At 38.6% G+C, this 13,846-nt stretch carries 13 protein-coding genes and 2 riboswitches; of the genes, 7 read left to right on the top strand and 6 right to left on the bottom strand.

Annotated features, from left to right (window positions below):
* Positions 1–147: 147 nt before the first annotated feature.
* Positions 148–238, bottom strand: a riboswitch (cyclic di-GMP riboswitch).
* 302 nt (positions 239–540) lie between these two features.
* The 6 genes from KO561_RS00950 to KO561_RS00925 all read right to left on the bottom strand — a co-directional run bounded on the left by KO561_RS00950 (position 541) and on the right by KO561_RS00925 (position 6,128).
* Positions 541–1,029: a GyrI-like domain-containing protein gene (locus tag KO561_RS00950; protein ID WP_231095254.1), complete on the bottom strand. Its 489-nt coding sequence runs from the start codon at positions 1,027–1,029 to the stop codon at positions 541–543.
* Between the two features lie 239 nt (positions 1,030–1,268).
* Entirely contained in the window at positions 1,269–1,904 is a 636-nt protein-coding gene (locus KO561_RS00945; RefSeq protein ID WP_231095253.1) for a response regulator transcription factor, read from the bottom strand.
* A gap of 92 nt (positions 1,905–1,996) precedes the next feature.
* Positions 1,997–3,700, bottom strand: coding sequence for a methyl-accepting chemotaxis protein (locus tag KO561_RS00940; RefSeq protein ID WP_231095251.1), 1,704 nt, complete (start codon positions 3,698–3,700; stop codon positions 1,997–1,999).
* Between the two features lie 102 nt (positions 3,701–3,802).
* Positions 3,803–3,888: riboswitch (cyclic di-GMP riboswitch) on the bottom strand.
* A gap of 169 nt (positions 3,889–4,057) precedes the next feature.
* Positions 4,058–5,200 (bottom strand): anti-sigma factor, encoded by a 1,143-nt coding sequence (locus KO561_RS00935; protein ID WP_231095249.1) that lies wholly within the window; start codon positions 5,198–5,200, stop codon positions 4,058–4,060.
* A complete protein-coding gene (locus KO561_RS00930) occupies positions 5,193–5,690 on the bottom strand; it encodes a sigma-70 family RNA polymerase sigma factor (RefSeq protein ID WP_231095247.1) in 498 nt (165 codons plus the stop codon). Before KO561_RS00930 ends, KO561_RS00935 begins: the two co-directional genes overlap by 8 nt.
* Positions 5,691–5,837: 147 nt before the next feature.
* Positions 5,838–6,128 (bottom strand): hypothetical protein, encoded by a 291-nt coding sequence (locus tag KO561_RS00925; protein ID WP_231095244.1) that lies wholly within the window; start codon positions 6,126–6,128, stop codon positions 5,838–5,840.
* A gap of 844 nt (positions 6,129–6,972) precedes the next feature.
* On the opposite strand from KO561_RS00925, the gene KO561_RS00920 reads away from it, so the two are divergent.
* The 7 genes from KO561_RS00920 (at position 6,973) to KO561_RS00890 (ending at position 13,831) form a co-directional block, all read left to right on the top strand.
* Positions 6,973–7,548: a DeoR family transcriptional regulator gene (locus KO561_RS00920; RefSeq protein WP_231095242.1), complete on the top strand. Its 576-nt coding sequence runs from the start codon at positions 6,973–6,975 to the stop codon at positions 7,546–7,548.
* Between the two features lie 13 nt (positions 7,549–7,561).
* Entirely contained in the window at positions 7,562–8,962 is a 1,401-nt protein-coding gene (locus KO561_RS00915; RefSeq protein WP_408004833.1) for a PepSY-associated TM helix domain-containing protein, read from the top strand.
* Positions 8,963–8,980: 18 nt separating this feature from the next.
* The gene (locus tag KO561_RS00910; RefSeq protein WP_231095240.1) at positions 8,981–9,463 is read left to right on the top strand and encodes a FixH family protein; all 483 of its coding nucleotides are present in this window, start codon (positions 8,981–8,983) and stop codon (positions 9,461–9,463) included.
* A gap of 409 nt (positions 9,464–9,872) precedes the next feature.
* Positions 9,873–10,952 (top strand): iron-siderophore ABC transporter substrate-binding protein, encoded by a 1,080-nt coding sequence (locus KO561_RS00905; protein WP_231095238.1) that lies wholly within the window; start codon positions 9,873–9,875, stop codon positions 10,950–10,952.
* Positions 10,945–11,985 (top strand): FecCD family ABC transporter permease, encoded by a 1,041-nt coding sequence (locus KO561_RS00900; protein ID WP_231095237.1) that lies wholly within the window; start codon positions 10,945–10,947, stop codon positions 11,983–11,985. Before KO561_RS00905 ends, KO561_RS00900 begins: the two co-directional genes overlap by 8 nt.
* Positions 11,982–13,013, top strand: coding sequence for a FecCD family ABC transporter permease (locus tag KO561_RS00895; protein ID WP_231095236.1), 1,032 nt, complete (start codon positions 11,982–11,984; stop codon positions 13,011–13,013). The genes KO561_RS00900 and KO561_RS00895 overlap by 4 nt, the downstream gene beginning before the upstream one ends.
* Entirely contained in the window at positions 13,013–13,831 is an 819-nt protein-coding gene (locus KO561_RS00890; RefSeq protein WP_231095235.1) for an ABC transporter ATP-binding protein, read from the top strand. The genes KO561_RS00895 and KO561_RS00890 overlap by 1 nt, the downstream gene beginning before the upstream one ends.
* Positions 13,832–13,846 lie beyond the last annotated feature (15 nt).

Genomic DNA, 13,846 nt, shown 5'->3' with positions numbered 1-13,846 from the left:
CCCCATTTCCATGAAAATGTCTGCAATATGTACAAAGACAAATTAGAAAGCTGATTTCGCTAAGCTTGTCCTGTTATCCAAATCACCTAATGGACTAACAAAAAAGACTTCGCGGAAAATACGCAAAGCCTCACCCTAAGTTCCTAAAATGGCAACTCGGCCGTCATAACCAAAATTGGTTGGTTTTAGACCCGGAGCTTTGCGTCACCGCCTTTCGACGATTTTGCCCTTGTCAAACTATTTTCTTATATATATACTGACAATATGAGTACATAGTCTTATATTGCATGTCCTATTTTATCGGAAATTAGTGGAAACTGTCTACCTTTTTTGGGGAATTAGTATATAATTTGTCATTTTTGGTCGATTTATACATTGTTTTGAAGACTGATTTCTCTTGCATTCCCACTGAAGTTTTACACTACTACTTAGAATTTGACACTTTTTCTTTACTAACGTTTGATTGGATGCTGTAAATAGGCAAAATGACCTAACCAGAAAAAGAGACAACCGGTTCTTATACCGATTGTCTCTTCTAAGTTACGCCTCTGTTCTCTCCACAACTGGGATCAGGATATCAAAATGGGGATCAGTCAAATCCCGATCATCTGGATAGCGTTCGTGTTTAATTGGTAGGCTATCGAAATACTCCTTGTCCGATTCTTGAAAAGGTTTATAGTCACTTTCCTTCAACCACTCTGCAATTCCCATATACGTCTGACCAATATCCTGCCCTTTCTCATGATGAGTGATAAGATAGGTCATCTCAGGAACCCTTATCTCTACCATACCTTCTGGGATAGACTGCTCTTCCGACACTTCATAAACAGAATAGTGAACGAATCCATCCGGTCGCAGGTGATAGGATAAGCCTAATTGAACATCTGGTTCAACAGCATGTTCAAGTTCCTTCCTCCTAGAAAACACCTTGCTAATCGTTTCTTTTAAAGATGGGATTTCTGAATAAGCTCCATCCCATTTTAATCCCAATGCTCGATAACCCGGCTTCACCATAATCTCGTATTTCATAAATTTTCTCCTTTCCTCGTTTTCTTACTAAAGTATATTCGCTTCTATCCATCGTTTTCCTTCAAAATATTTACCTGCCCGTGGCAATAATTACAGTCAAACAAGCAAAAAACGCGCTATCCAAAATGAATACCACGTTCTTTTAAACAATTACTTCTATCAATTCTGGCCATAAAGGTTAAAATGATCCTTCATAATACTAGCCCATTATTATATGTTCATGACGTGCCTTCCCATTTTTAAACAACAAACCATTTATTTCGAATCGCAGTTAGTACCGCATTTGTACGATCTGTAACTTCTAACTTTTTCAATATTTTACTTACATGGTTCTTTACCGTTTTTTCGGATATATAAAGATTCGCAGCAATTTCGTCATTCTTAGACCCCTTCGCCAACTGCTCCATTACCTCCCATTCCCGTTTGGAAAACAACCCGATTGGCTTATTGCTTCTAATACTTTGTATTTCAATATAGTCTTTCAACAAAAACTGGGATAATGATGGATGGATGTACCTACCACCGTTATTTACTACTGTAATTGCATTTTTTAACTCATCAGAAGTCATTCCATCAAATAAATATCCATTTAAATTCATCTTGAAAAGAGGTAGCAATCCTTCATTCTCTGTTTGAGAAGTACATAAAACTACCTTTTGATTGGAATCTATCATGGTGCGAACTATTTCTGTCATATCGATGTCCGCTATTAAATCTACGAATATTAAATCCATTACACCCAAGCTTTCCTGCAATAAACTTGTATAATTTCGGGAATTTAAAACAAGCACATTTGTCCCTGGGTATTGTTGTTCCAAAAAAGAAATAATTCCATCTCTAATCAAAGAAGGTTCTTTGACCATAGCAATTTTCATCTAACTTCACCTTTCCAATAATTCATTCTTCCCTTTTTTATGTAAAGCTAAGACAGTTAGAGCCATTGCAACTAACTATCTTAGCGAATTTTCTATAAAGTAAATTGACGTACTAGCCCGTTTAGCTTATCTGCCAGTTTTGATAATTCATCAGAACTAGCTGAAATTTCTTCCATAGAGCTACTAGCTTGTTGAGCCGAAGCTGATGTTTGTTCAACCCCTGCAGCTGACTCTTCAGAAATAGATGCTACTTCCTCAATGGATGTATTCATCTCCTGACTACTAGTAGAGATTTCAGATAGGCTAGTTGTGACGGATTTAATACTTGAGACCATTCCTTCAACAGACGAATTTATACTATTGAACGTATCTCCTGTTGTTTTAATTTGATTCGTTCCTTCTTCTACTTCTTTATATCCATCCTCAAGCGCCACCACAACAGTAGAGGACTCATTTTGAATACTTCCAACGATTTCGGTTATATCTTTCACCGAATCCGCTACCTGTTCGGCAAGTTTTCGAACCTCATCAGCGACTACCGCAAACCCTTTTCCGTGTTCTCCTGCTCTAGCCGCTTCAATAGCAGCATTTAAAGCTAGTAAATTAGTTTGTTCAGCAACATCTTTGATTACAGATACTAATTTTGAAATTTCTTGAGATTGGGAATCTAGTCCCTTCACCTTTTCTACAGAACCTTTAACAATTTGGTCTATTTTAGCCATTTGTTGAATGGAATTCATCATAAGCTTGCTGCCATCTTCCGTCATGCCAAGTATCATATTAGAAGATTCAAAGATTTCTCCACCGTTACGGTTTGCATCCGAAACTTTTGCTACAAAGGATTTCATCGTTAAGGTAAGGTCACTTGCATTATTCGCTTGTGTCTCTGCACCAGTAGCCAATTCCTGCATGGTTGCGGCAATCTGCTGAGTACCAGCTTTCACTTCACCAGCAGACTGTGTTAATTCTTCACTTTGACTGCTGACTGTCTCCGAAACATCAGAAACAGATCGAATAATGGTTCTTAAATTATCGCTCATCTTATTAATTGCGCTAGTCAAACTTCCAATTTCATCTTTTCCATCGTAATTTACATTCTCTACAGAAAGATTGCCATCCGCTATCTGATTACTAACTTCTACAACCCTGTTTAGGTTACGTGATATAACACGACTAACAAGTATTACTAGTATTCCTCCAATTATGATGGAGGCAGCCATGGAAATGATAAGAATAATTAATGCTAATTCTTGACTTTCCTTAGTAGTATCAATAGCCTGCGAACGTTGTTCGTTAACGATATTACGAAGTTCCTGTAAAAGATCGACTGTCTCTGATCTAAGTTCCCCAGCTCTATCATTTAAACTATCTGTATTCTCACCAGCTTCTGCAGCAGGAATGATTTCCTCTAAAAATAAGTCATTTAGTTCTTTGTCTAATGCCACGATTTGATTAAACAATTCTAGCTCACGTTCTGAATCCATCTTACTTCTAACATCCGCTTCTAAGGTATTAAATTCTTCTTGCCGAGCTTTATATTCATCCACATACGATTGATTTTGTTCCATAACGTAACTGTTTACCCGAATACTTTTGGATCGAGTTAAGGAGCCCATTTCCGTAATTTTAATGGCTCTATCTCCTCTTCTTTCTAATGCATCGACATTGTCTCCGATATTATTTACCTGGTTAGTTACAACTGTAGTCGCAATCCCGAATAATAAAAATATAAGAATTAGAATAAGTCCATACTTCCAACCAATTGTAAGATTTTTAAACCTTAACTTTTTTATCATTTTTTTCTCTCCTGTACATGATTTAGTAAAAAAATATCAATCTAACAGTCTACATAAATAAAAAAGCTATTCTTAAAATAAGAATAGCCAAAGAAACATTGTTTTGGTAACCAGGCGATCGTAGTAAAAATTACCTTAGACCCTAAGCTTTGCGTCATACCCTTTCGAATATTTTGCCTTTATCTTCTATTTATGTAGTTATTAAGTACCGTTGATGGATAAAACCATAATACTTTTTTACTATAATTAGTAGACTAAAGTATATTAGCTAGTGGGTCAATAGAATTATAAAAAGACTAACTCTATTTAATTTTCTTAACATTTAAAAAGAGCTGAAAACAGCTCTTTCGTTTACCTCTAACTTATCCAATTCCAAAAACCAACTTCATCCACCTCTATATTTCCGATCCAAGGCTCCTCTTGTAATTTAAGCACTTCCTTCGTTGGCCCTGTAATTACCACACCATAATGCTTCACTTCGTTTTCTTCTAAATAAGCAATTCGATCGGATAAATCTAATTCTCCAAACAAGAGCTTGGATACTATCTTCTCATGGTCTTCTAAAAAAGATAAGGTTTTTAAAAATTGCTTATGGTAGACCTCCACATCATCTGTGGAAGACTCTGGTGACGAATAAGATTCACTCACAACTCCTCCAAAATGTCCTTTCTTTTCTTCTCTTGAATGGAGAATCATGTCATCGTCATGCCATATAGGAAAGCTCGGAAACCCTAAAGGAAAGCTAATCACTCCATCACTTTCAGACGGTGATTCTACTCCAGTATCAACAGCTAACCAGAGAACATCCATGTCATTATCTTCAAATTGGTCAAATACTTCTCTTGTTCCAATAAGCTTATTAAAAGAGAGATACGCTGAGACAACCGTCCCCTCTGGTAGTCGCTCTAATCGATCCCATTGTGAATCCACACCTATATTAGAGCCGGGATATAAAAAGGTCGGGATATTCTGGGACTGCTTCCCGTACGATTCTTCTTCCACAACCCCCATCATGGAAAAAAGGAAATCCACCTTCATTTCTCCTATTTGAAACGTATCATGACCGACGCTTTTGTTTAATTCTCTTGTTGCTTCCATTCTGAAAAATGGCTGGACATCGACACTGGTTCCACCCATATATCCATACGGATTTGTTACAGTCAGCGTATGATCAATGACATTTCGATACACATCTGTGCGGTCTGGAGTTCCCCATGCATAATAAATGGAAGTAAGAACCGATGATACGATATAGAAAACGATAACCATTAATAGTGCAGTAAGAGCTGTTTGAATTCTTGCTTTCCACTTCCCTCGTCTTAAGACACGCTTCTGCTTCCTCTCATCTAACCCTTCATTAGTATCCCCTTGCTTTTCTTCCATTAAAGATTCCTGGTATTGCTCATACCGATCTAGCTCTTTTTCAAATTCTTCTATCTCTTGCTGAGTCAACTGACCTTTTTCATAAGCTTCTAGCTTCCGCTTAAATTCCTCACTCATAATCTTCTACCGCCTTTCTATGTCTTATGGCCTGTCTCCCTCTAAATAACAAAACTTTAAAATGACTTATCTGCACGTCCATAACAAATGCCGCTTCTTTTTGCGACAATCCATGAAAATCGTGAAGAAGTACCGCATGCTTGTGTTTTATTGGAAGGTCCTCTAACAAATGAATGACCTCTTGTATCTCTTCTCCGATTACGACGGAATCCTCGACTGATTTTCGCTTATCAAAAAGCTTATGAAAAAAACTTCGATCTTTGATCACTGTTCTTTTCTGCTTTCGATAATGATCGATAAACGCCCTGTACGCCACGGTAAAAAGCCATGTTTTCGCCTTTCCCCCTGCGTAGTGTTCAATATAAAGATACGCTCGAAAAAACGTTTCTTGGACCAAGTCTTCTGCTGTATGATGGTCCCGACAAAGAGAGAGCAGAAATCGATATACATCTTGAAAATAAGCATGGTATATTCCATCTATGTCTTTCATCTGCTCCCCCCTCACTTATTAAACGGTCAACTGTGTAATTGGTAACAATTCATGATAAAAAAGTTTTTATGTATCTCTTTAAATCTATTATTGATTACATATATGGATAGGGATTTTTTCGCAAAAAAACCCTAATCGTTTAGCCAATTAGGATTCTTCTTGTTTCGTTATGTACTTGTCATTGGAAATAGCCCATCTTGCAATGGAAAACACAATCGTACAAAGTCCAATACCAAAAAGGATACCGCCTGATACTAAGAAATTATTTGTATAACTCTTCATTCTGATTTGATATTCCATAGTGTCCGCTCCACCCAGTTCTGATAACCAGACTTCTGCTAGTGTGGTACCAAAATGGACACTTGAGAAAATAAAAATGATTCCAAGTAACGTTAATAGTGAACCAATTACAGTTAAGAGGATCTCACTTTTTTTCATCGTTTCTCTCCTTCCGACTTTTGCCTATCCCATTGAGAAAGAAAAAGACATGGTAGTATATGAAGGCCACACCGAGCCCGATCACATAAAACCCCGTAAAAATAAAACTCTCTTCACCGGTTATACTTTCATCATAACATAATCTTCCATTTGAATTACTTGGCACAATAAAAGAGTTTATTTTTATATATAAAGAAAACTCGGTTTTGCTCCACGCCTATAAGAAGCGGCTAAGCCCTAGTTCTACCCACAGCGCATTCCTTTGTGCGCTTATACTTGAAACCTTGAAACTATTACTACGTTGAATTTCTCCTTGTGAAACTTTTAATACTTTCCTAATATATAACAAAAGACAAGGTGCTGTGACCTTGTCTTTTGGGCTGCTATCGCAACTTTCCTCTGGAATTTGACTTCCCTTTTCCTCTTCTTTGCTCGTCTGGTCTTTTGGTGCTGTCATTTCCACCATGCTTGAACTTCTTGTCTGGATTTTCTTCTTTAGACATGTGAATTCCTCCATCGTTATAAAGTCTGAAATTACTCATTTATATCGTTTCCAGTTACAAATGGAGTATTCAATGATATGTCAACGGACGGGTGATCCTATAAGTAGCACAAAATAGACTTTTCTATCCAATACGTAAAAACAGTATGGGGACTAAGATTCTCATATCTTAAATTATGTAAACTTAGTTACAGATTCAAGTCTAAATTGTTACGCTTTAACATTTTTCCACATTTTTTATCACAAATACTCTTGTACATGTCAAAAAAATAAAATACCTTAAAGTAAGTGATCCAAGTAAATTTATGAATCGTTATCTTATAAAAGCGAGGCGAGATATAGATGTTACCAATTGAGAGACAAAAACAAATAGTAACATGGTTAGAAAATGAGGGAACATTGCGGGTATCAAATATTAGCAAGAGATTGGGTGTCTCCGAAATGACAATCTACCGCGACATAAAACCACTGATTGAGCAAAAGAAGGTGTTCAAAACTGCAAATGGAGTTACTCTTGCTCGTGAAAACCTTCTATCTCCTGATCATTGCACCTATTGCCATAAGCCTGCGACTTCTCGGCAATCCGTTAAGATCATTAAGCTAAACCAGCAAGTGGAACAAACATGTTGTCCTCATTGTGGTCTACTTAGATATAAGGACATTGAAAATAAAGTCTCCCAAATCATTTGTCAGGATTTCCTTAAAGATACAACGATTAGTGCAAAAATGGCAACGTTTCTTCTGAATCCGGATATTAATCTTAATTGCTGTCAACCACAAGTTATTGTCCTTGATTCAATAAAGAATGCTAAACAATTTCAGTTAGGGTTCGGAGGGGATATCTATCATTTTGAAGGAGCGATTACAGCTATTAAAGAAAAAATGAGTGGTGAGCCCTGTTGCCATTCTAATAAGTAAAGGAGCTTATCAAGTGAAATCTACAAAATTAGAACAACCCATGCAAGCTGATAAACAAAAGACTTTTAAACAAAACAGAGCCTCCCTCTATCAAACTGTGTGGAGGTGGCACTTCTATGCAGGTATAATCTTTGCCCCCTTCCTGATTATCCTTGCTTTCAGTGGATCTGTTTACTTATTCAAACCACAAATTGAGTCTATACTCTATCAAGACCAGTACTATGTTCAAGAGGAAGGATCAACAACTTTGTCTCCTTCTTCCCAGATATCTAAAGTAAAAGAAGCATACCCTAACGGAACCGTTACATCCATAAAATTTTATGACGAGCCCTCCCGAACAACTGAGATTGGCGTATCAGAAAACGGTCAAATATATTCTGTTTTTGTAAACCCTTATAACGGGGAACTCACAGGTCGAATAAATAATGAAGAAAGATTCACAGAAATATTTAAAAAAATCCATAGCGAATTGCTTGTTGGTGGAACCATAGCTAATCGATGGGTCGAATTGACAGCATGTTGGGCTTTTATTTTATTAATAACGGGTCTGTATATGTGGTGGCCACGAAATAAAAGTTCTATATGGGGAACTGTCTTACCAAGATTGAATAAGAAGGGAAGAACCTTTTGGCGGGATATGCACGCTGTCCCTGCATTTTGGTTATCCACCTTTATTTTGATCCTAATTACAACTGGACTTACATGGTCAGGCGTAGTCGGCGAACAAATCAAAAATCTTGCCTCTTCAACGAATACAGGCTATCCTCCTTTCGCTACTATATTTGCTGAGAAGCCAGAGTCTATAGTGAAAACAAAGGATATTGCTGAAAATGTACCATGGGCAACAGAGAACCTAGCTGTTCCATCATCTGCTGTCAATGGGTATGTCCCATTAGCCGTAGATGATATATCCTATATTGCTAGTAATGAAGATATATCGCAACCTTATGCCATTTACATGCCACAAGGGGAGAAAGGTGTTTTCACTATCTCAACGGACGATACAAGTCCTAAAGATAGTGCTACATTACATGTAGATCAATACACGGGTTCTATTTTGAGTGATGTTCGATTTGATGATTATGGAATCATGGCAAAAGGGATATCTGTGGGTATAGCATTGCATGAGGGTCGACTATTCGGTTTAGCAAATCAGATTATTGGACTTATTGTTTGTATAGGATTAATTGGCTTTATCGTCAGCGCCTTTATAATGTGGAGAAAAAGAAAGCCTGATAACAAGTTAGGGGCTCCTCCCAGGTCAATCGATGAGAAAATTACAAGAGCGGTATTCTTTTTCATGATAGCTATGGGGGTTATTATGCCTTTAGTAGGGATTTCAATAATAGCAATATTTTTACTAGACCGTTTTGTGTTAAAGAAAGTAAAACCAGTAAAAACTTGGTTGTATTGAAGGAGGGGGAGGAAAAAAGTGAACAATTTGTTTCTAAGCATTGCAATGGCTATTATTTTATTACTCCTTTCAGCCTGTACAGCTAACTCTAATTCTTCCAACAATGGGAATCCTATACCCGAAGTCGTGGAAGCTGAGATACAATTGCCAGAGGAAATCTATCTAAATACAGAAAGTATATTGAAGGTTATAGTAACACAAGGTCAGGGAAATATAGAGGAAGCAGATGATGTTCAATTTGAAATTTGGAGCGAAAATAACAAGGAAGCTAGTGAAATGATTAAAGCCAATAATGAAAAGAATGGTATTTACAGTATTAAAAAGACTTTTCAACAAGATGGTATATATTATATTCAGACCCATGTAACGGCGAAAGGTCTTCATGTCATGCCAAAGAAACGATTCATTGTAGGAACTGTTTCAAAAGAGGAGTTAAATTCCTTAAATGAAGAAACCAAAAACCAAGAAGATAGTAATGGTAATAATAGTCACCATCACTAGTTTAAAAGCAATCGTCTAACAGAATAATGGTTTAAGGATGTCTCTGCTTGGGAGACATCCTTTGTTTTATGGGAATGGTTCTAAAGCCACGCTAAGTCAATTGTATAATTTCCAAAGCAAATAAAAAGAGACCTTTTGTTCAAGGAATAACCGGAGTATTAATATTTTAATAGCACGGCTGCAATTCCACTACATCATGAATTATTCATTGACAACTTGTAAAAGAGCATATATCATTGTGAATGATAATCATTATCAATTAAAAGGGTTGCAAAAATTTCTCCCCCCGTCGGAGAGGAAGGCCATAGTTTATTTTTATTTAATTTACATAATGATCATGTATGTGATTCAATCCGTAAAGTTAATTTGCAATTTTTTAATATATTAAAGGATAAGGGTGGATATGCAAATGAAGGCAAAACGCAACATTTCATTAACAACATTATTTATTTTGGCTGTGAGCATCACACTACTATTTGGGTGCCAAGCCAAGGAATCTGATTCAGCTTCGGCTGAGAGTGATTCTACAAGTACAGAAAATACAGAAACTGCTTCTTCCAGTGAAGATTCCACTAAGTACCCGATAGAAATCGAGCATGCTTTTGGTAAAACGGTTATTGAGAGCAAGCCTGAACGAGTAGCTACTATTCAATGGGCGAATCATGATGTTGCTCTTGCTCTCGGAGTTGTACCTGTAGGATTTTCAGCGGCGAACTACGGCGTACAAGATGACAGCGGATTGTTGCCTTGGACAGCTGAAAAGTTAAAGGAACTTGGTGTCGAGGACCCGAATGTTTTCCAAGATACAGATGGTCTTGATTTTGAAGCCATTTCAGATACAAACCCAGACGTGATTCTTGCTGCCTACTCTGGTATCACACAAGAAGACTATGACATTCTTAGTCAAATCGCTCCAGTTGTGGCTTATCCGACAAGCCCTTGGTTAACAACTTGGCGTGAACAGGTAATCTTAAATGCAACAGGTATGGGGATGAAAGAAGAGGGCGAGCAGCTCATTAAGGATACCGAGGAATTGATTAAGGAAAAAGCAAGTGAATATCCAGAAATCAAAGGGAAGAAAGTAGTATGGGCGAACTTCTCAGCTGAAGATTTATCTCAGCTCCACATATACACACATGCAGACCCACGTGGCTCGTTTCTTATTGAGCTGGGCATGGAATATCCGGAAAGTGTGAAAAATGCAATCAAAGATCCGAACAACTATTCTTTACAATTAAGTGCTGAGAATGCGGATATCCTGAACGATGCAGATATCATTATTGGATATGGGGATGAAAGCTTATACGAAGCAGTGAAATCAGATCCCCTGCTTGGCAAGATTCCGGCAATTGAAAGAGGTTCTGTTGTATTTATAGGAAATGGTACTCCTTTAGCAGCATCCGGAAACCCAAATCCACTATCTATAGCTTATACCATTGATGAGTACCTAGAATTAATTGGAGGAGCTATTGAAAAGATAGATGAATAATTTTTCAGATTCAAAACATAATTGGTTAAACTATTTTGTTCTCAGGAATAGAATAGCGATTATACTGGTATGTATAGGGGTGCTCACACTATGTGTGATCGCCTCTTTAGTCTTTGGTTCTCGTCCGGTGGGATACCATGTATTAATAGACGGTTTATTTCATCCAGAAGTAGATTCCTATGGGGCAAGCGTTGTTCGTAAGAGGATACCTCGGACTATTTTCGGTTTATTTTGTGGTGCTGCACTTGGTGTTTCTGGTGCCCTTATGCAAGCGGTCACTCGTAATCCCATTGCCGATCCGAGTATCCTTGGAGTAAACACAGGTGCTGCCTTATTTGTGGTAAGTGGCATTGCCTTCTTGAACATTAGCACATCCTATCAATATATTTGGTTTGCTTTAGCTGGGGCAATGATTACCGCTGTTTTTGTATTCGGAATTGGTTCTATGGGGCGTGGCGGTGCTACGCCTCTTAAACTTGTTTTGGCTGGGGCCGCTACAAGTGCTGCCCTTTCTTCCCTGGTAATTGCGATTATGATTCCACGTTCCTATGTCATGGATCAATTTAGATTTTGGCAAGTGGGGAGCGTTGGGGCTGGAAACTGGGAATCTATTATAACATTCATCCCCTTTCTCATCGTCGGAATATTGCTAGGTTCGATTTCCACTTCAGCTCTTAATGCATTGGCACTTGGAGATGAGGTAGCGACAGGACTGGGTGTTCGAACAGGCATACTGAGGTTTACTGCGGCCTTTGCCGGTGTTCTTTTGTGCGGGGCAACTACTGCTCTAGCAGGTCCAATTGGATTTGTAGGGTTATTATCCACTCACATCATTCGCCTTATCTTTGGTCCCGACATGCGGCTCATTATTCCGATGTCCGCTCTTTCAGGAGCAATCATTTTAACAATATCGGATATCGCTGGCAGAATCATTGGTAGACCAGGAGAGCTTGAGGTTGGTGTCGTTACAGCATTTATTGGAGCTCCGATACTCATCATACTAGCTCGGAAAGCGAAAGTGAGTTCATTATGAAGAATCAATCCGTTGAATTTATTATAGCTGGTAGACGTCAAAGACGACGCCGATGGATACTTGTTACTGGTTTACTTACGATCCTTTTATGTGCGCTGTGCTGTGCGATGCTTTTACTAGGGAGCACCATCTATCCACTAATAGATGTCATCAGAGTGCTTCTGGGAGAGCAAATCAATGGTGCCTCTTTTGCTATTCATACCATACGGCTACCTAGAATGCTAGCGGGTCTATTTGCAGGCTTCGCTTTCGGAATTGGTGGAAACACATTTCAGACGATGTTACGGAATCCACTCGCAAACCCGAATGTCATTGGGATAACTACTGGATCAAGCGCTGCGGCTGTTTTTTGTATCCTCATTCTTCATACAAGTAATACGATGGTTTCCATCGCTTCGGTCATCGCTGGTCTAGTTACCGTTGTGTTCATTTATCTTTTTTCTAGAGGAAGGTCATTTTCCATTGGAAGATTAATCTTAGTTGGAATAGGCATACAAGCCATGCTCAACGCTTTAATATCCTATCTTCTACTCGTTGGTGCACAACAAGATATTCCAGCAGCGCTTAGATGGCTAAGTGGAAGTCTAAATGGTTCACAAATGGATGAACTTCCGCCTCTTGTCATTACCGTTCTTATCTTCGTACCTGTTATTGTGATGCTGGGCAGACATCTAGGCATATTGGAGCTTGGAGAGCAAACCGCGACTTCCCTTGGGGTCCATACAGATAGAACTAGAATTTTACTTATTATAAGTTCCGTAATCATCCTAGCATTGGCTACAGCTACCACGGGGCCAATCGCCTTTGTAGCTTTCCTTTCGGGACCAATCGCAAAAAGACTAGTCGGAGTAGGGTTTTCAAACATCATTCCTGCGGGTCTTGTTGGCGCAAATTTGGTTTTGGCGTCCGATCTAATCGGACAGTTTGCATTTGAAGTTAGGTACCCTGTTGGCGTCATCACCGGAATTATAGGTGCGCCATATCTGATCTACTTGCTAATCCGAATGAATCGAAAGGGAGAATTATAATGAAACCGGAACATATTTTTAAAGCTGAACAAGTAGTTGCGGGCTATGATCATAAAACGGTGATCCACGATATAAGCCTCGAGATCCCTAGTAATAAAATCAACGTTATTATTGGTGCGAATGCGTGCGGGAAATCTACTCTACTCAAAACATTGGCAAGGCTTATTAAACCGACCTCCGGTAATGTTACTCTGGACGGAAAGCCAATTAATAAATTTCCACCAAAACAATTAGCTCGTATGGTAGGCTTGCTTCCACAATCCCCAATCGTACCTGAAGGAATAACGGTTGCAGACTTGGTGGGACGAGGACGGTTTCCACACCAATCTCTGTTTAGTGGATGGTCTAAAAAAGACTATGAAGCCGTTGCAGAAGCCATGGAAATTATGAATATTACAGAGCTTGGAAATCGACACATCGATGAGCTTTCAGGCGGTCAAAGACAGCGTGTCTGGATTGCCATGGCACTGGCGCAACAAACGGATATTTTGTTTTTAGACGAACCAACAACCTTTTTAGATATCACCTATCAAGTGGAAATTTTGGATATGCTTACTGACCTTAACCGAAAGCACGGTACAACGATTGTAATGGTTCTTCATGATATCAACTTATCCGCGCGTTATGCAGATCATATCTTTGCTCTTCATCAAGGAAAGCTTGTTGCTGAGGGTGAGCCGTCAAATGTTATTACGAGTAATTTAATTAAAGACATCTTTGGGCTTGATTGTACGGTGGTAGAAGACCCTATTTCGGGTTCTCCTTCTGTGGTGCCGATTGGAAGATATCATGTAAATCGGGAAATCACTACTACCTAACGGTTCCAAAAGAAT

This window comes from Radiobacillus kanasensis (genome assembly GCF_021049245.1).
In the GTDB taxonomy this organism is placed as follows: domain Bacteria; phylum Bacillota; class Bacilli; order Bacillales; family Amphibacillaceae; genus Radiobacillus; species Radiobacillus kanasensis.
Note: the sequence above shows the minus strand (reverse complement) of the source record. Positions and strands in the feature narration are given on the sequence as shown.